Origin of the sequence: Pseudomonas xantholysinigenes, from assembly GCF_014268885.2 — a bacterium.
Classification (GTDB): domain Bacteria; phylum Pseudomonadota; class Gammaproteobacteria; order Pseudomonadales; family Pseudomonadaceae; genus Aquipseudomonas; species Aquipseudomonas xantholysinigenes.
This window is the reverse complement of sequence record NZ_CP077095.1, coordinates 2,175,609-2,192,779: the sequence shown is the minus strand read 5'-3', so window position 1 is coordinate 2,192,779 and position 17,171 is coordinate 2,175,609. Positions and strand designations below refer to the sequence as shown.

Annotated in this window: 20 protein-coding genes and 1 pseudogene; 14 read left to right on the top strand and 7 right to left on the bottom strand. The window is 61.7% G+C overall.

Annotation, left to right across the window (positions count from 1 at the left end; all coding sequences use genetic code 11):
• Nucleotides 1–122 precede the first annotated feature (122 nt).
• Nucleotides 123–896 (top strand): TSUP family transporter, encoded by a 774-nt coding sequence (locus HU772_RS09905; protein ID WP_186661959.1) that lies wholly within the window; start codon nucleotides 123–125, stop codon nucleotides 894–896.
• A 154-nt stretch (nucleotides 897–1,050) separates the two neighbouring features.
• The gene (locus HU772_RS09900; RefSeq protein ID WP_217858771.1) at nucleotides 1,051–1,209 is read left to right on the top strand and encodes a transposase; all 159 of its coding nucleotides are present in this window, start codon (nucleotides 1,051–1,053) and stop codon (nucleotides 1,207–1,209) included.
• Between the two features lie 32 nt (nucleotides 1,210–1,241).
• On the opposite strand, the gene HU772_RS09895 is transcribed toward HU772_RS09900, so the two are convergent.
• Nucleotides 1,242–2,438 carry an IS256 family transposase gene (locus HU772_RS09895; RefSeq protein WP_186662826.1) on the bottom strand — a complete coding sequence of 399 codons (1,197 nt, stop codon included), beginning with the start codon at nucleotides 2,436–2,438 and terminating at the stop codon, nucleotides 1,242–1,244.
• Nucleotides 2,439–2,627: 189 nt separating this feature from the next.
• Here HU772_RS09895 and HU772_RS25115 point away from each other — a divergent pair.
• From HU772_RS25115 to HU772_RS09885, 3 genes and pseudogenes are all read left to right on the top strand, one after another.
• Nucleotides 2,628–2,717, top strand: a pseudogene (locus tag HU772_RS25115) (hypothetical protein); the annotation flags it as partial.
• A 69-nt stretch (nucleotides 2,718–2,786) separates the two neighbouring features.
• A complete protein-coding gene (locus HU772_RS24935; RefSeq protein ID WP_225923176.1) occupies nucleotides 2,787–2,981 on the top strand; it encodes a hypothetical protein in 195 nt (64 codons plus the stop codon).
• Nucleotides 2,978–3,802, top strand: a complete 825-nt coding sequence (locus HU772_RS09885; protein WP_217858787.1) for an IS3 family transposase — start codon at nucleotides 2,978–2,980, stop codon at nucleotides 3,800–3,802. Before HU772_RS24935 ends, HU772_RS09885 begins: the two co-directional genes overlap by 4 nt.
• 877 nt (nucleotides 3,803–4,679) lie before the next feature.
• Here HU772_RS09885 and nudC read toward each other — a convergent pair.
• Both nudC and HU772_RS09875 read right to left on the bottom strand, forming a co-directional pair.
• Nucleotides 4,680–5,510 (bottom strand): NAD(+) diphosphatase, encoded by an 831-nt coding sequence (gene nudC / locus HU772_RS09880; protein WP_186660919.1) that lies wholly within the window; start codon nucleotides 5,508–5,510, stop codon nucleotides 4,680–4,682.
• Between the two features lie 34 nt (nucleotides 5,511–5,544).
• The gene (locus tag HU772_RS09875) at nucleotides 5,545–6,357 is read right to left on the bottom strand and encodes a crotonase/enoyl-CoA hydratase family protein (RefSeq protein ID WP_186660920.1); all 813 of its coding nucleotides are present in this window, start codon (nucleotides 6,355–6,357) and stop codon (nucleotides 5,545–5,547) included.
• A 151-nt stretch (nucleotides 6,358–6,508) separates the two neighbouring features.
• On the opposite strand from HU772_RS09875, the gene nhaB reads away from it, so the two are divergent.
• Together nhaB and HU772_RS09865 are read left to right on the top strand one after the other, a co-directional pair.
• A complete protein-coding gene (nhaB, locus tag HU772_RS09870) occupies nucleotides 6,509–8,011 on the top strand; it encodes a sodium/proton antiporter NhaB (RefSeq protein WP_186660921.1) in 1,503 nt (500 codons plus the stop codon).
• A gap of 171 nt (nucleotides 8,012–8,182) precedes the next feature.
• On the top strand, nucleotides 8,183–8,797 hold the full coding sequence (locus tag HU772_RS09865) for a dihydrofolate reductase family protein (protein WP_186660923.1): 615 nt from the start codon (nucleotides 8,183–8,185) through the stop codon (nucleotides 8,795–8,797).
• A 6-nt stretch (nucleotides 8,798–8,803) separates the two neighbouring features.
• Here HU772_RS09865 and HU772_RS09860 read toward each other — a convergent pair whose 3' ends face one another.
• On the bottom strand, nucleotides 8,804–9,538 hold the full coding sequence (locus HU772_RS09860; protein ID WP_186660925.1) for an alpha/beta fold hydrolase: 735 nt from the start codon (nucleotides 9,536–9,538) through the stop codon (nucleotides 8,804–8,806).
• A gap of 144 nt (nucleotides 9,539–9,682) precedes the next feature.
• Between HU772_RS09860 and HU772_RS09855 the strand changes: the two genes are divergently transcribed.
• The 4 genes from HU772_RS09855 to HU772_RS09840 all read left to right on the top strand — a co-directional run bounded on the left by HU772_RS09855 (nucleotide 9,683) and on the right by HU772_RS09840 (nucleotide 12,292).
• Nucleotides 9,683–10,150, top strand: coding sequence for a GNAT family N-acetyltransferase (locus HU772_RS09855; RefSeq protein WP_186660927.1), 468 nt, complete (start codon nucleotides 9,683–9,685; stop codon nucleotides 10,148–10,150).
• A gap of 188 nt (nucleotides 10,151–10,338) precedes the next feature.
• Nucleotides 10,339–10,665 (top strand): hypothetical protein, encoded by a 327-nt coding sequence (locus tag HU772_RS09850; protein WP_186660929.1) that lies wholly within the window; start codon nucleotides 10,339–10,341, stop codon nucleotides 10,663–10,665.
• A gap of 531 nt (nucleotides 10,666–11,196) precedes the next feature.
• Nucleotides 11,197–11,898, top strand: coding sequence for a YoaK family protein (locus HU772_RS09845; RefSeq protein WP_186660930.1), 702 nt, complete (start codon nucleotides 11,197–11,199; stop codon nucleotides 11,896–11,898).
• 142 nt (nucleotides 11,899–12,040) lie between these two features.
• Entirely contained in the window at nucleotides 12,041–12,292 is a 252-nt protein-coding gene (locus HU772_RS09840; protein WP_186660932.1) for a hypothetical protein, read from the top strand.
• On the opposite strand, the gene HU772_RS09835 is transcribed toward HU772_RS09840, so the two are convergent.
• Both HU772_RS09835 and HU772_RS09830 read right to left on the bottom strand, forming a co-directional pair.
• Nucleotides 12,282–13,166 carry an alpha/beta fold hydrolase gene (locus HU772_RS09835; protein ID WP_186660934.1) on the bottom strand — a complete coding sequence of 295 codons (885 nt, stop codon included), beginning with the start codon at nucleotides 13,164–13,166 and terminating at the stop codon, nucleotides 12,282–12,284. The two genes, HU772_RS09840 and HU772_RS09835, sit on opposite strands and share 11 nt — an antisense overlap.
• The gene (locus HU772_RS09830; RefSeq protein WP_186660936.1) at nucleotides 13,163–14,233 is read right to left on the bottom strand and encodes a sugar phosphate isomerase/epimerase family protein; all 1,071 of its coding nucleotides are present in this window, start codon (nucleotides 14,231–14,233) and stop codon (nucleotides 13,163–13,165) included. Before HU772_RS09830 ends, HU772_RS09835 begins: the two co-directional genes overlap by 4 nt.
• A gap of 109 nt (nucleotides 14,234–14,342) precedes the next feature.
• Between HU772_RS09830 and HU772_RS09825 the strand changes: the two genes are divergently transcribed.
• The 3 genes from HU772_RS09825 to HU772_RS09815 all read left to right on the top strand — a co-directional run bounded on the left by HU772_RS09825 (nucleotide 14,343) and on the right by HU772_RS09815 (nucleotide 15,830).
• The gene (locus HU772_RS09825) at nucleotides 14,343–14,936 is read left to right on the top strand and encodes a TetR/AcrR family transcriptional regulator (RefSeq protein WP_186660937.1); all 594 of its coding nucleotides are present in this window, start codon (nucleotides 14,343–14,345) and stop codon (nucleotides 14,934–14,936) included.
• Entirely contained in the window at nucleotides 14,936–15,136 is a 201-nt protein-coding gene (locus tag HU772_RS09820; RefSeq protein ID WP_186660938.1) for a hypothetical protein, read from the top strand. Before HU772_RS09825 ends, HU772_RS09820 begins: the two co-directional genes overlap by 1 nt.
• Before the next feature lie 73 nt (nucleotides 15,137–15,209).
• Nucleotides 15,210–15,830, top strand: a complete 621-nt coding sequence (locus tag HU772_RS09815; protein ID WP_186660940.1) for a TetR/AcrR family transcriptional regulator — start codon at nucleotides 15,210–15,212, stop codon at nucleotides 15,828–15,830.
• Between the two features lie 374 nt (nucleotides 15,831–16,204).
• Here HU772_RS09815 and HU772_RS09810 read toward each other — a convergent pair whose 3' ends face one another.
• The gene (locus HU772_RS09810; protein ID WP_186660941.1) at nucleotides 16,205–17,104 is read right to left on the bottom strand and encodes a LysR family transcriptional regulator; all 900 of its coding nucleotides are present in this window, start codon (nucleotides 17,102–17,104) and stop codon (nucleotides 16,205–16,207) included.
• Nucleotides 17,105–17,171: the final 67 nt, after the last annotated feature.

The window sequence follows — 17,171 nt, the reverse complement described above, 5'->3', positions numbered from 1 at the left end:
GTGGGAGCGGGTTTACCCGCGAAGCGGCCGGCACTGGCATCACATACCGCCCGGGATTACTATGCATCGCCTCTAGCGCGGCCTTTTGCCGCACCCTGCCGTCCAGCCAGCGCACGCCACCCATGCCCTTCGAACTCAGCGTAGAACCGCTCACCCTGTTGATCCTCGCCCTGGTGGCCTTTGTCGCCGGTTTCATCGATGCCATCGCCGGCGGTGGTGGTCTGCTGACCACGCCGGCGCTGCTCACTGCCGGCATGCCGCCGCACCTGGTGCTGGGCACCAACAAGCTGAGCTCCACCTTTGGCTCGGCCACCGCCAGCTTCACCTACTACAGGCGCAAGCTGTTCCACCCGGCGCAGTGGCGTCTGGCGATCGTCGGCACCCTGGCCGGTGCGTTGCTTGGCGCGCTGATCGCCCATTACATGCCGGCCGAGTGGCTGAACAAGATGCTGCCGGTGATCGTCTTCGCCTGCGGCGTGTACCTGCTGTTCGGCGGTACGCCCAAGGCGCCGTTGGATGCCGATGCGCCGATCAAACGCAAATGGCAGTTTCCGCAAGGTTTCACCCTGGGTTTCTACGACGGTGTCGCCGGGCCTGGCACCGGTGCGTTCTGGACCGTGAGCACGCTGCTGCTCTACCCCATCGACCTGGTTCGCGCCAGTGGCGTGGCGCGCAGCATGAACTTTGTCAGCAATATCGCGGCGCTGACGGTGTTTGTCATTTCCGGGCAAGTAGATTACATCGTTGGGCTGTGCATGGGGCTTTCGGTGATGGTCGGGGCGTTTTTCGGGGCACGGACGGCGATCAGTGGCGGTAGCAGGTTTATTCGGCCGGTGTTCATTACCGTGGTGTTGGCGTTGACTGTGCGGTTGGTTTGGCAGCATTGGTTTGGGTAAGGGTTCGGGTTCGGGTTCGGGTTCGGGTTCGGGAGTTATTGTTTTGATTTTTATATACTCATTCATAGACGATAGCGACTTTTAGTCACCTTTCCGCCCTTACGTGAACTGACCCCCGAAAGTTGGACGCCTGAGCCCAAGCGGAGGGTGTTCCATGACGAAATACGACCTAGCGCTCAAGCAAGCACTCATCGAGGAGTGTCTTTCTGCCCGGAGTGTTCATGAGGTGGCACTGAGGCATAGCCTGAGTGCATCGCTGCTGCGCCGTTGGATAAAGGGCTATGAGCAGATCGTGTCCCAGGAAGTGGTGTAACTCATCATGAGCTTGGCCACTGAGTTTGCCGTTTAGTTGATCACGGCCGACAACTTGGCCTGCGGATTATCGCTGACCGCCTCGAAGGCCTCCAACTGCATGTAGCGCCGTTGCAGGCACCATTCGTCGTTCTGCTCCAGTAGCATCGCCCCAACCAGCCGGGTGATCGCCGGGTCGTTCGGGAATATACCCACGACTTCGGTGCGTCGCTTGATCTCCGCGTTCAACCGTTCCAGCGGATTGGTGCTGTGAAGCTGCTGCCGGTGCGGCTTGGGAAACGCCATGTGCGCCAGCACGTCATTTTCGCAGTTGTCCATGAGCGCCGCGATCTTCGGGTACTTTTCTCGTAACTGATCAGCGACCTGCCGCCATTGCTTGTGGCATTCCTCTCGGCTGTCCTGGGCAAATACGGTGCGTAGAAAGGCCGCCACGATCGTGCGTTGGCCCTTGCCAACATGGGCCATGGCGTTGCGCATGAAATGAACGCGGCAGCGTTGCCACGTCGCGTGAAAGACCTTGGATACAGCTGCCTTTAGCCCTTCATGAGCGTCGGAAATCACCAGCTTTACGCCTCGCAGCCCGCGCCGCGTCAGGCTTCGCAGGAAGTCCGTCCAGAACGGTTCGGCTTCCGAAGGGCCAACTCGCATACCCAAAATCTCGCGCCCACCGTTGGTGTTCACCGCCACGGCGATTATGACGGCGGCCGACACGATACGACCTGCTTCCCTGACCTTGACGTAGGTGGCGTCGATCCAGAGGTAGGGCCAGTCACCCTCAATGGGGCGATCAAGGAACGCATGAACACGCTCATCAATCTCGCCGGCCAGCCGCGAAACCTGGCTTTTCGAGATGCCGGACATACCCATGGCCTTTACCAGCTCGTCCACCGAACGCGTTGAAACGCCTTGGATGTAGGCTTCCTGAATCACCGCCGCCATGGCCTTTTCGGCGGTGCGTCGCGGTTCAAGAAAACCAGGAAAGTAGCTGCCTTGGCGCAGCTTTGGGATCTTCAGGTCAACGTCGCCGGCGCGGGTCTGCCAGAGGCGATCCCGATAGCCATTGCGGCTGTTTGTCCGGTCTGGGCTTTTGACATCGAAGCCGGCACCGCACAGGCTTTCGACATCGAACTCCATCATGCGCTGGGCAACGAACTGGATCATTTGCTTGAGCAGATCAGCGTCTGCCCCTTTCTCAACCAACTCGGTCAATGCGATAGTGGGCTTGGTCATCGTGGTTTCTCTGGTGAAGGTTAAGTCCGCAAACTCAACGTTAGCCAAGAACCACGATGACCATCCTCTTTCGCCCGCAGGGCGCATTCGGCTGGTTCAGTTACACCACTTCCTGGGACAGGATCCTATGAGCAACACGGTGCTGCAGGTCTGGCTACCAAGTACAGCCACTACGACGCCCAGTTCAAGTTGAAGGTTTTGCAGTGCATCGAGCAAGACGGACTGTCAGCCCAGCAAGCCTGCATACAGTTTGATATTCGTGGCCCGAGTAGCATCAGGCAATGGAAAAGGTTGTACGATGAAGGCGGACTAGAAGCACTTCACCCGCATCGTGCCCGAGAATCCAGTATGCCCCGCAAAGCATCAGAACAACCCAACGTAAGCCCTGCTAAGCCTGCAGATGCTGAGTTGACACCTAAGCAAATGCTCGAAGAGCTGGAGTATTTACGTGCGGAGAATGCCTATCTAAAAAAGCTCGATGCCTTGATCCAAGCGGATCCACGCACTGCGCAACCAAGAAAGCGCAGGCTGTCCAAGGATTGAGGCATGAACATCGACTGGCTCTGCTGTTACGTGCTGCAGGGCTGGCACGCAGTACCTTCTATTACCAAAGCAAAGCCTTGGTGGCCGACAAGCATGCGGCCCTCAAAGAACGCATCAAGAGTGTCTATCACAGGCATAAGGGGCGGTACGGCTATCGCCGCATCACCGCCGTGCTTGGGTGCCATGGCGAGGTGATCAATCACAAGAAGGTGCAGCGGTTGATGCAGTTAATGGATCTGAAATCGCTGGTAAAAGTGAAGAAATATCGCTCCTACCGAGGTTCCGAAGGGCTTGTTGCATCTGATCTGCTCAAGCGTGAGTTCAAGGCGGAAGCCCCTAATCAGAAATGGGTAACCGATGTGACAGAGTTCAAGGTGAAAGGGCAGAAGCTGTTTCTTTCGCCTGTGATGGACCTGTACAACGGCGAAATTCTTGCCTATCAGATCAATCCGCGCCCTGAGTTCAAGATGGTGTCGGCGATGTTGGAGCAAGCTTTCGAGCGGCTGAACCCAGATGACAAACCGATATTGCACTCCGATCAGGGCTGGCAATACCGACAGCCCGCTTATCGACATATGCTGGGCAGAAAGAAAATACAACAGAGTATGTCGCGTAAGGGTAACTGCCTGGACAATGCCGCGATGGAAAGCTTCTTTGGCACACTCAAGAGCGAGTTTTTCTATTTGCAATCGTTTGAGAGTGTTGAACAACTGGCGTCAGGCCTTGAGGACTACATCGCCTACTACAACCAAGAGCGTATAAGTCTAAGACTGAATGGCTTGAGTCCGGTACAATTTCGGACCCAAGCGCTGAACCCATAGCGTACCCCGTCCAACTTTCGGGGGTCAGTTCAACGGCGGCCTACTTTTGTCTTGGCAAAAGTAGGCAAAACCGTTCCGCTCCATTCATCCGGCCCCTGCGCTGCGCTCCGGGGTCCCCTCGCTCCGTTCTTGCTCCCGGGAGGACCGCGCTGAACGCCCCATCCTGGGGCGCAGCGCTTGACGGGCATCCATGCCCGTCACCTCCCTTCGCAAGAACTCCGCTCGGCCTCCTGAAGTCGCAATTGGCGGCGCCTGAACTATCGCGCGCTTAGAAGCAAGAGCACGAGCAAGAGCAAGAGCAAGAGCAAGAGCAAGAGCAAGAGCAAGAGCAAAGGTTTAAATTAATTTCTGGCAGTTATTTAAATATTGACTGCTCCGGCCCTTTCGCGGGTAAACCCGCTCCCACAGGGTTATGCATATTTTCAACTTCCACCACTCTCCCGTGGGAGCGGGCTTGCCCGCGAAAGGGCCCTGGAGATCACAGATATGCAACTAGCGACAGCTGCGCCAGTGCAGGCGCCGCTCCTAACTTCGCGACTTCAGGAGGCCGAACGCAGGCCTTGCGGAGGGAGGTGACGGGCATGGATGCCCGTCAAGCGCTGGGGCCCAGGATGGGCCCTACAGCGCGGTCCTCCCGGGAGCAAGGCCGGAGTGAGGGAACCCGGAGCGAAGCGCAGGGCCGGATGAATGGAGCGCACGGTTTTTGGTTCCTTTTTGCCACGACAAAAAGGAACTCGCCGTAAAGGCGAAAAGGTGACTAAGCGTCGACATCGCAAATGAATGCGCATACAACGTCAAAACCAACAACAACAACAACAACAACAACAACAACAACAACAACAACAACAACAACAACAACAACAACAACAACCAAACATCAAGCAGGCAAAACAGGCTCCACCAACCCCAACCGCCGCGCCACATACAAATCGATCAGATACCGCGCAATCGACCGCCCCGCCGGCAACGGCGGCAAATCGTGCACACTGAACCACCGCGCATCCTCGATCTCATCCGGCTGCATCACGATCTCCCCTCCCGCGTACTCGGCATGAAACCCCAGCATCATCGAATGCGGAAACGGCCAGCACTGGCTGCCAACGTACTGGATGTTCTGCACTTCCACCGCCACCTCTTCACGCACCTCACGCACCAGGCAGTCCTCGGCCGACTCACCCGGTTCGGCAAAGCCGGCCAGGGTGCTGTAGACCCCGGCGACAAAACGCGGCGAACGCGCCAGCAGCACCTCGTCGCCACGGGTGATCAGCACGATCATGCTCGGCGAAATCCGCGGGTAACTGCGCAAATCACAGGGCTGGCAGTACATCGCCCGCTCCCAGCGAATCTGCGTCATCGGCTGACCGCAGCTGCCACAGAAGCGATGCTCGCGGGCCCAGGTGCCGATCTGCGCGGCATAGCCCAGCACGGTATAGGTATCGAAGTCGCCTTCGAGCATGAAACGGCGCAACCCCTGCCAGTGACAGCCTGGCACTTCACCGGCGCTGCGCAATTCCAGCAGGAATACCGGCTGACCATCGAAGTGGCCGATACCGTGCTCGCACAGCACATCGAGGTCCTGGCGCTTGAGCCAGTCACGGGGGAACAGCGCGCCATTGGCGTCCACCAGGAACCCTTCCGGGCTGCGGGCGACAGCCAGCCCCCCGGTGATCTGCGGGTCGAGTACTGCGGTAGTCCAGCGTGCTGACATGGTTCGGGTTCCTAGAGGGCGCCCGCCAACCCGGTCAGTCGGCGAACGTCGGTTGCTGTTTGCTCATGTGGGCGGCCACGGCCACCCGCAAGTCTTCGGACTGCAGCATGGCGGCGTTCCAGGTGGCGATGTACTCAAGGCCATCATCGATGCGATGGTCACGCATGTAGCTGAGCATCTCCTTGGTGCCGGCCACGGCGATCGGCGATTTTGCGGCAATCTCGCGGGCGATGGCAAAGACCCCGTCCAACAGCGCCGCCTGGTCATCATAGACGCGGTTGACCAGACCGATGCGCAGCGCCTCCTGGGCATCGACCGTGCGCCCGGTGTAGGCCAGTTCGCGCAGGATGCCGTCGCCGATGATACGCGGCAAACGTTGCAAGGTGCCGACATCGGCGGCCATGCCCATGTCGATTTCCTTGATCGAGAACTGCGCGTCGCTGGCGCAGTAGCGCATGTCGCAGGCCGAGACCAGGTCGATGGCGCCGCCAATGCAATAGCCCTGGATCGCCGCCAGCACCGGCTTGCGGCAATTGTCCACGGCGTTGAACGAGCTTTGCAGGCGCAGAATGGTACGACGCAGCACACGGGCGTTGCGGCCGGTGTCCTTGCCCAGTTGCTGGGCCAGGGAGGCCAGCATCATCAGGTCGATGCCCGAGGAGAAATGCTTGCCGGCGCCGCTGATCACCACTGCCCGCACTGCGTCGGTGTCGTCGATCCACTGGAAGATCTCGACGATTTCCTCCCAGAACGCCGCATTCATGGCGTTGATTTTTTCCGGACGGTTGATCTGTACGTGGGCGATGTTGTCGGTCAGTTCAACCTTGAACGCAGTGTATTCGGTCACGGACGGCACTCCATTGGGGAAAGGATTCACAACCCAGGATCTTAGCGCACCCGCAAGGCCGCACATGTGCCAAAAGCGGGACTGGATCCCTTGCACCCTGCGCCCTGATGGGGCACCGTGCGGCACTGCTGAATCAAAAGGATACAAATTCATGTCCCGTTCCCTGACCGGCGCCCTCGTCCACAGCTTCCTGGGCCAGTCGCCGCGTTGGTACAAGGCCGTCATCTGCCTGTTCCTGGTCCTCAACCCGTTGCTGCTGGCAACCCTCGGCCCGGTGGTCACCGGCTGGGTGCTGGTGATCCAGTTCATCTTCACCCTGGGGATGGCGCTCAAATGCTACCCCCTGATGCCGGGCGGCCTGCTGCTGGTCGAGGCGCTGTTACTGCGCATGACCACGCCCGAGGCCCTGTATGAAGAGCTGCAGCACAACTTTCCGGTGATCCTGCTGCTGATGTTCATGGTCGCCGGCATTCACTTCATGAAGGAGCTGCTGCTGTTCCTGTTCTCGCGGATTCTGCTCGGTGTGCGCTCCAAGGCCGTCCTGAGCCTGTTGTTCTGCGTGCTCTCGGCGTTCCTCTCGGCGTTCCTCGACGCCTTGACCGTAACCGCGGTGATCATCAGTGCCGCAGTGGGCTTCTACGCCGTGTACCACCGTGTCGCCTCCGGCGCCAACCCACGCGAGGACAGCGCGCTGGACAGCGACCAGCACATTCCCCAACTGCACCGCGAGGACCTCGAGCAGTTCCGCGCCTTCCTGCGCAGCCTGCTGATGCACGGCGCGGTGGGCACGGCCCTGGGTGGCGTGTGCACCCTGGTGGGCGAGCCGCAGAACCTGCTGATCGGCCACGAGATGGGCTGGCACTTCGCCGAGTTCTTCCACCAGGTCGCCCCGGTATCGATGCCGGTACTGGCCGCCGGCCTGGTCACCTGCGTGCTGCTGGAGAAGCTGCGCCTGTTCGGCTATGGCACGCTGATGCCCGAACCGGTACGCCAGGTGCTGGCGGCCTACGCCGCCGAGGACGATGCCGCGCGCTCCCAGGCTCAACGTGTGGCCCTGGTGGTGCAAGGCCTGGCCGCGCTGATCCTGATCGTCTGCCTGGGCCTGCACATCGCCGAGGTCGGGCTGATCGGCCTGCTGGTGATCGTGCTGATCACCGCCTTCACCGGCATCACCGACGAACATCGCCTGGGCCGCGCGTTCCAGGACGCCATGCCGTTCACCGCGCTGCTGGTGGTGTTCTTCGCGGTGGTTGCGGTGATCCACCAGCAGCAGCTGTTCAGCCCGCTGATCGCCTGGGTGTTGGCACTGCCCAGCGAACAGCAGCCGGGCATGTTGTACCTGGCCAACGGCCTGTTGTCGGCCATCAGCGACAACGTGTTCGTCGCCACCATCTACATCACCGAGGTCAAGCAGGCCTTCCTCAACGGTGCCATGAGCCGTGAGCACTTCGAGACCCTGGCGGTGGCGATCAACACCGGCACCAACCTGCCCAGCGTGGCCACGCCCAATGGCCAGGCGGCGTTCCTGTTCCTGCTGACCTCGGCGATCGCGCCACTGATTCGCCTGTCGTATGGGCGCATGGTGTGGATGGCATTGCCCTATACCGTGGTCATGGGCGGCCTGGGCTGGTGGGCGGTGACCTACTGGCTGTAGTCGAACCCCCTGCAGGAGCGGCTTTAGTCGTTCCTGCAGGTGACCGCGTTTCCCCGTGTTCTCTCCTCCCGTGCCCCCATCCGTCGAACCCTGACTATCGTTCAGCACTGCTGTCGATTTTCGCCGCCCCCGTTCGACCATCCAGCACACCCCTCCGAGGAGATTCATCCCATGCGCAAGCTCATCGTCGCCGCCTTCATCACCCTCGACGGCGTCATGCAGGCCCCCGGCGGCCCGCAGGAAGACACCAGCGGCGGCTTCAGCCACGGCGGCTGGATCCCACCGCTGGCCGACGAGGCCTTCGGCCAGGCCATGCAGGCCTTGTTCAGCCAACCGTTCGAACTGCTGTTGGGGCGACGCACCTACGACATCTTCGCCGGGTTCTGGCCTGAGGTTGGGCCCGAAGCCCCGGATCGCCCGTTGGCCGACCTGTTCAATGGCGTGGCCAAGCACGTTGCCACCCACCGCCCCGAATCCATTGACTGGAAAAACAGCCACCCCTTGGGCACCGATGTGACGGAGGCGGTGCGCACGCTCAAGCGACAGGACGGCCCGGCGCTACTGACCCAGGGCAGCGGTGAACTGGTGCGCCAGCTGCTGGCGGCAGGGCTGGTGGACGAGCTGCGCCTGTTGATCCATCCCCTGCTGCTGGGACGCGGCAAGCGCCTGTTCGGTGACGACGCACAGGCCGCAGCCTTCAAGCTGGTGGAATCGAGCAGTACGCCCAACGGGGTACTGCTGGCCCATTATGTGCGCAGCGGCGAGGTGCAGACGGGATCGTTCTGAACGAAGTCAGTCCAGCAGGCGGGCGATGGCTTTGGCGAAGCCTTGCGGGTCTTCGAGCATCATCAGATGCCCCACTCGTGGCAGCACAGTAAAACTGGCCGCCTGCTCCTCGGCCCAGTGCGGTGCATCCCAGCCAGCCCGCGAATGTTCGCCGACGACCAGGTGCACCGGTGTCGTGGCGAACAACGTACGCAGTTCCGCCAGGTAGCCTGGTACGCCGGTCACCGCGACCACCGAGCGCGCCATGGCCTGCAGCGTGCCCGCGCCCTGGTGGGCCAGCCACTGGTCCGCCAGGGCCAGGCGCCCAGGATCGGCCATGATGCCGGAGCGGGCCAGCCAGGCAGAGGCATCGTCACGATAACCTTGCAACAACGCCTCGGCCTCGACTGGGGCCATACGCGCCACCGACGCCGACCAAAACGCGTCCTTCAAGGTGAAATTGCCCTCAACACTAATCACGCTCGCCACGCTGGCCGGATAGCGCCGAGCGAACAGCATCGCCACCACCCCGCCTACGGAATGACCTAGCAGGTGCACATAGGGCAGGTTGCGCGCCATCAGGATCCGCCGCAGGTGCTCGACCTGGGCGTCGATGTCGACCAGCGTCGATAGCGTGTCGTACAGGCTACCGTAGCCGAGCAGGTCCGGGGCGAACACCTTCCTTGGTCGCAGGGTGCGCTGAAACGCCGGGTGATCCAAGCAGCCGATCAGGCCATTGATCATTACCACGGGCGTATCCATTGCCTGCCTCGACACTGTGCTTGCGGGAAGCCGGCAGCATGCGACCTGCCACGCTGATTGAACAGCACAATCCCATTGCACCGCGCCAATCAGCGTTTTCCCGGACGCCCTTGTTATCATCCGGGCTCAACCGGGAGGGAACCCATGCTCGAGATACGCCGCGCCAGCCGCCACGACGCGCTGGAAACCTACACCATCCGCCGCCAGGCAATCCTGCATCAATGCGCCGAGGCCTACGGCGACGCGCTGGCCCAGGCCTGGGCCGACGTACCGTTCACTGAAGGCTATGCAGCGCTGGTCGCCGACCATTTCCACCTTGCCTGCGTGGACGGCACGATTGCCGCCACCGGCATGCTCGACCTGCACAGCGGCGAGCTGGGCGCGCTGTTCGTGCTGCCGTCGTTCATGGGCCGGGGCATCGCCCGCAGGATGGTCGAACACCTCGAAGGCATGGCCCGGGCCAAGGGCCTGGAAACGGTCCATCTGGACGCCACCCTCAACGCCGCCGCGTTCTATCGCAACTGCGGCTACGTCGGCGACGCGTTATCGACCTACCAGTCGCCCTTTGGCCTCGAACTGTCCTGCATCCCCATGCGCAAGGCCATGGCCTGAAAATGTAAAAAGGCGCTTACCACATACGCAGACATGAAACTTGCACGAAACTCGAAAAGCACCGCACATACACCCACCCAGCACGGATTAAACGGCTAGTAAACTAGAAGCCTTAACAGTTGCACCAAAAAACAGCAAACACAATACTTGCCATCGCAACACTACCCAATCCAATAGAGGGATACAAAATGAATACCAAAGACAAGGGGATTTCTCTTCAGGCAGAGGAACTTCAACTATCCAACTCAAACATGGGTAATCCCCAGTTATTCTTTAACCTTAAATCCACCAAGGGCGTTTGGTATAGTGGTCAATTGGACCAGGATTCGACCATGGCTAAGTGCTTACTGAGTTACAACCCCAGCATTCATAGAAACTATCTGCAAGGCACTATAGTCGACCAGTCCGGAGTTTTTACAAAGATTGACCTCGACTTGGTAATCATCTCAACCAAAGACTATAAGAATCCGCCTGACCAACAAGCAGAGCATGACGAAAAGCCGTTCAAACGTTGACACCTCCAACACGCCCCTGACTGAAGACATCAATCAGACGATCTGCTGATGTCTTCGGCCTTCTGGTAATTTTTACTCCATGCGACCTACCCTCCAAAGTTGAAATTACGCATAGTTTGTTTTCACTCCAGACTCAACGACTCACAGACGCTGCCTGACTTGCCGGCTGCACAAGCGAGTATCATTTCTTCCCGCAAGCGTTTATCTTGGCCAACGTTGTGTAGCTGACTCTGGCTTAGCAACCTAATCTTTTCAGTTTCAGAAAAAAGGGTAATGACAGTCACTGTGGCGCTAATAGCGCATCGCATGCTTACAAAGTGCCTGGCTGCAGGCGCTGGTAAAACTGGTCATATCGCAGGCCTGATAGCTGGGATATTGCCGTAATGTTCGTCATCCCGTTCACAGGCGAGTGAAGTCTGACAGATGCTCGGTCTACCGCTCACCCTTTGAGCCTCGAACTGCGCTGCATGCTTATGCGCCAGGCCTGACTACGGGTATAACATCAGTTTGCCTGCCCCGGAGCCCCGCCTCATGCTACCCACCGCTTCCTCCCAGCACAGTGCCCGTCGCATTCGCTTGCAGGCCTTGCGCGGACGGGTCGGCCTGGGGCTGGTGGCCGGGCTGTCGGTGCTGGCCGGCATGACCGATGCCATTGGCCTGCTGGCGCTGGGCGACTTCGTCTCGTTCATGAGCGGCAACACCACGCGCCTGGCGGTGGCCATCAGCCAGGCGGACCTGGCGCTGATGCTGCGCCTGGTCCTGGCGATCCTTGGCTTTGTACTGGGCAACACCCTGGGCGTCCTGCTGGCCCGGCGCCTGAACCGGCGCGCCGCGCCCTTGCTGCTGATCGTCGCCACCCTGCTGGCCTTCGCCGCGGCCTGGCCTGCGTCGATCACCTTCCCCGCGCTGATCGCGGCCACCCTGGCCATGGGCATGCTCAATGCCGTAGTCGAGCAGGTGAACGGCCTGCCCATCGGGCTGACCTATGTCACCGGCGCGCTGTCACGCTTTGGCCGGGGCCTGGGGCGCTGGCTGCTGGGCGAGCGACGGCCTGGCTGGCGCGTGCAGCTGGTGCCCTGGAGCGGCATGCTGCTGGGCGCCGCGCTGGGGGCGTGGCTGGAGCAATGGCTGGGCGTGAGGGCGCTGGCGGCCGGCAGCGGGTTGGCCTGCGTGCTGGCATTGGTGACACGATTCATCCCGCGGGCCTGGCAGTTGGGCTACATGCCGCGCTAATCGCGCTGGCCTCAAGCCATGCCCGCTCGCGCAAGCGCCTCAATAGTCACTATCGAGAAGCTCAATTTCTCATGATCCGACACGGGCAATACCCTGGGTTCATCGATTCACCACCCTGAATCCCGACCGCTGGAAGCGCCCGATGAACACCACTACCCGTCTGCTGCTCGCCGCCCTGACCATCCTCGGCCTTGCCGTGCTCAGCGGTTGCGCCAACCACCCCGAACTGCGCCCGTACAGTGCCGAGGAAACCCGTCAATTGCAGCTCGAGGCCCTGCAGCGCCAAGGCCTGGGCCAGGTGGAATATGAACGGCGCAAGCTCGCGGTACTGCGCGCCGACCATGAGCAGGCAGTGACCGACGCCGCCAAGGCCGGCGCCGTGATCAGCGGTTGACATCAACCTCCTGAAGGAAGGCCAACAGGTGCTCATTGAATGGCACCGGCGCCTCTTCCATGACGAAATGCCCACAGTCCGGCACGATCACGCCCCGCACCGAGCGCGCATGTCCCTGTAGCGTGCGCAAGGGTGCATCGCCCGTGGCCTGGGCGGCGCCGATCGCCAGCACCGGCATCGTCAATGGGCGCCTGGCTCGTTCACGGTTCTGCCGGATGGTTTCGGGAATCGCCCGGTAATAGGCAAGCCCGCCACGCATCCCTCCCGGTGACGAATAGGCGCGGATATACACATCCGAGGCCACCGCATGACGCCTGACCGCCCAACGATCGAAGATGAAGTTGAGATAGCCCTCTTCACGGCCTGCGACCAGGAATTCCGGCAAATCCCGCACCTGGTTGAACAGGAAGTGCCACAAGAAGATGTTCTCCTGCGGCGCCACGAAAATCGTCGGTGCCTCGGCCAACCCGGGTATCACCGCTTCGGCCACGGCCAGCGAGCGGACGGCCTGCGGAATATCGCTGGCCAAGGCGTACGCCACCCACATGCCCACATCGTGGCCAACCAAGTGATAGCGCTCATGCCCCAGTCGGGTCATGGCGGCATGCAGCAAACGAGCGACATTGCCGGTATCGTAGCCTTGCTCGGGGCGGTCCGAGTCCCCCAGGCCCGGCGGGTCGATGGCGATCGCACGGAAGCCTCGCGCCGCCAGGATCGGCATCACATGCCGCCAGGCGTACCAGGTCTGCGGCCATCCCGGCACCAACAGCACCGGCTCGCCCTCCCCCATGACCGCACAATGCAGGCGCAGCCCGTCCACCTGCACATAGACATGGGCGCACGCCTCGCCCAGCGCCTCGCTGCGCCGGCTCATGCCCGCACCTGCGTGCCCAGGCCCAGCAAGCGCTGGATCTGCCCAGCGTCCAGTGGCGCACCGGCGAAATCATCGAAGACCTGCCCGGTGACCTGGATAATATGGCGGTTGATGAATTCGACCCCCTCGCGGGCACCGACCGCCTGGTCCTTGAGGCAACACTCCCACTCCAGGGTCGCCCAGCCCGCGTAATCGTACTGGGCCAGCTTGGAGAAGATCGCCTTGAAGTCCACCTGCCCATCACCCAGCGAGCGGAAGCGACCGGCGCGCTCGGCCCAGTCGCTGTAGCCGCCATAGAGCCCCTGCCGGCCAGTGGGGTTGAACTCGGCATCCTTGACGTGAAACATACGGATCAGCGGGTGATAGAGATCGAGGAAGGCCAGGTAATCGAGCTGCTGCAGCACGAAATGACTGGGGTCGAACAGCATGCGGCAACGCGCATGTTCGTCCACCAGGGCATGGAAACGCTCGAAGCTGGTGCCATCGTGCAGGTCCTCGGCGGGGTGGATCTCGAAACACAGGTTCACGCCCTGTTCGTCACAACTGTCGAGGATCGGCCGCCAGCGCCGCGCCAGTTCCTCGAACGCGGCCTCCACCAAGCCCTTGGGGCGCTGTGGAAACGGAAACAGATATGGCCAGGCCAACGCGCCAGAGAAGGTGCCCATGTCATCCAGGCCCAGGTTGCGGCTGGCCCGCGCCGCCAGTTTCATCTGGGCGATGGCCCAGTCGGTGCGAGCGGCCGGTTGCCCGGCCAGCGCGGTGGGCGCGAAGGCGTCGCACAGCGGGTCATAGGCCGGGTGCACGGCGACCAGTTGGCCAAGCAAGTGGGTGCTCAGCTCGCTGATCTGCAAGCCACGCGCGGCCAGCCGGCCACTGATCTCCTGACAGTAGCCCATGCTCTGCGCCGCCAGCTCCAGGTCGAACAACCGCGCGTCCCAGGCCGGCACCTGCAACCCCTTGAAACCTAGCTCCGCCGCCCAGTCGGCGATGCTCTCCAAGGTGTTGAACGGTGGCTCGTCACGGCTGAACTGGGCCAAGTGCAAGCTGGGGCCTTTGAGCGTTTTCATGCATTTCTTCCAATTATTTGTCGATCAACAAACAATAGATTCGAACACGGCTGGCCGTCAATCGTGATTTGGCTAAAATGGCTGTTTCGCGCAATCAGGCAGATGGGCAATGGCAGGACGACCTCGGGAATTCGACAAGCAACAGGCACTGCGCCAAGCCATGCAGGCGTTCTGGGAGCACGGCTATGAAGGCACCTCGATGGCGACGCTGGTGGCTGCGCTGGGCATCGCCTCCGCACGTATCTATGCAGCCTTCGGCAGCAAGCAGCAGCTGTTCGAACAAGCCGTGGCGCTGTACGAAGCGGACGAAGGCGGCTTCGCCGACCGCGCCCTGGCCCTGCCGGACATCCGCCAGGCGCTCACGCGGATGTTCGAGGACGCCATCACCACCTATACCCGCGCCGATGCGCCCAAAGGCTGCCTGGTGGTCAGTGCCGCCCTTGGCACGGGCCCGGAAAACTGTGGCGTCCAGCACTGGCTGGGCGAACATCGGCGCCTGCGCAGCGAATCGATCATCGAACGCCTGCGCGAAGCCAAGGAGCAGGGCCAGCTAGCCGCCGGCACCGACGTCGAGGCCCTGGGTCAGCTCTATGCCACCCTGCTCCACGGCATCTCCATCCAGGCTCGCGACGGCACGCCCGCGGCGGACTTGCGCCGGGCCAGCCAGTGCGCCCTGGCCCTGCTCGCAACCAGGCAGCCCTGATGGATCTGCTCACCAGCGTGCTGATCGACCTGCTGTTGCGCGGGCTCTGCTATCCGTTGGGTTGGCCCGTGGTCAAGCTGTTCAGCCTCGGGCGTCATCCACGCCCGGGTGGCTGGCTCAGCGACAGACGCGACGCCGACTGGACGGCTGCCATCGGCCTGCTGATCCTGGTCCTGGCCCTGTTGGCTTGGCTCGTCTGACCTCGGCAAAGGCTTTACCCTGCCCCTGGCAAAGCTGTTAGCCTTGGCCTGTTCAGCTCAACACGGACCGCCCATGGCCAACCACAAGATCGAGATCCGCCGACGCAATGTCGAAAAGATCCTGCTCGCCGCCGAGCGGGTATTCGCCGACAAGGGCTACGGCGCCACCTCCATGGGCGATATCGCCGAGCAGGCGCAACTGCCGCGCTCCAACCTGCATTACTACTTCAGCACCAAGGACGATCTGTACCGCGCGGTGCTCCAGGACCTGCTGGAGGTATGGAAACAGGATGCCCTGTGCTTCGAGCGCTTCGACGACCCTCGGGTGGTGCTGACCAGCTATATCCGCGCCAAGATGGGCCATTCGCGTTCGCGCCCGCTGGGCTCGAAGATCTGGGCCGAGGAGATGCTGCACGGCGCGCCACTGCTGGGGGCGAGCCTGGACGACGCGCTGGTGCCCTGGGCACAGCTCAAGCAGGCGAAGATTCGCAGCTGGGTCGAGGACCGGCGCATCCTGCCGGTGGAGCCGTCGGCGCTGCTCTACATGATCTGGGCGGCGACCCAGCACTATGCCGACTTCGGCTACCAGGTGACGCTGCTCAATGGTGGCGAGCCGCTGTCGGACCTCGCCTTCGAAAGCGCGGTGCAGACGGTTACCAGTGTGATACTGCGGGGTATAGGGTTGGAGCCTTAGCGCCCATCACTTTCAAGGTTTTCGGGCGCGAGGCTATTGACCGAGGTGTCCGCCGCAAGCACTGCAGCGCCTATCAGATCGAGCGCCGCCCGCGCGGCGCATCGCGACGCAAGGCCGCTCCTACATTTGTTGCAACGTGCCGAACCTGTCAGGCCATGGTTGCCAGCCTTGGTACATGTCTTGAGACAGGTGAGGCGGCAGTAGCGCTGACGCTGAAACTGCGTCAAGCCACCAAGGCGGACCAGGCAATGGCACAGGATTGACTGGCCTGAAACAGATGTGGGAGCAACTGTCTTGCTCAACTGCTAAAGCTAGCGCGGTCCCTGTGGGAGCGGCTTCAGCCGCGAACACCGGCACAGCCGGTGCCAGGCTGTTCAGCCCTGCAAATGCTCACTCAAGAAGTCAATGAATAACCGCGTCCTGTACGGTACATGGCTGCTGTTCGGATACACCACGCTGACCGGCTGCGCCGGCAGGCGGTAGTCCGGCAACACTCGCTGCAAGCGGCCGCAGGCCAGGTCGTGCTCGACCAGCCAGGCCGGCAACACCGCCACCCCCAGCGCCGCGCAGGCCAGCGCGCGAATGGCATGGGACACGTTGGACTGGTGCGCCGCCCGCCCACTGACACTCACGGTCTGCGCCGTCGACTGCAAGGTCCAGGTGGTGGGGCTTTGCAGGTTGCTGTTGGCGATCCATGGCACATGCGCCAGGTCCGCGGGCTGGGTGATGACATGCCGGGCCAGGAAGTCTGGCGCGGCCACCAGCAGGATGTCGTACTCGGCCAGCTGGCGGCTGCGCAGGTTCGAATCGACCAGGGTCCCCAGCCGCACCACCAGATCAAGGCGCTCGGCCACCAGGTCGTTCAACGCCGAGTCGATGTCGTAGCTGATCGAAAGCCCGGGGTAACGCGCGGCGAACACCGGGATCAATGGCAGGATGAAACGCTCGCCATACTCGCCGGTGGTGCTGATGCGCAGCCTGCCCGACACACCGTTGTGGCGCTGCATCACCGTGTCGAAGGCACCTTCGACGTCGGCGACGATCACCTTGAAGTCGTCATAGAAACCTTGCCCGGTTTCACTCAGGGCAACGGCCCGCGTGGTACGCAGCAGCAGGGTCACGCCCAGCGCCTGCTCCAGCGCCTTGACGTGCTGGCTGGCCATGGCCTTGCTGATGCCAAGAAAATCCGCCGCCTTGGTGAACGAGCCAAAGTCGACCACCGCCAGAAAGGTCTGCACCCGATTGAACTGGGTGTGGAGGGCCGTACGCAGCATTGTTCAGTTCCATCAAACAGAGTTTCAAGGGTAGCGACATCGACAGGGGCAGTCCACGCACCTAGGC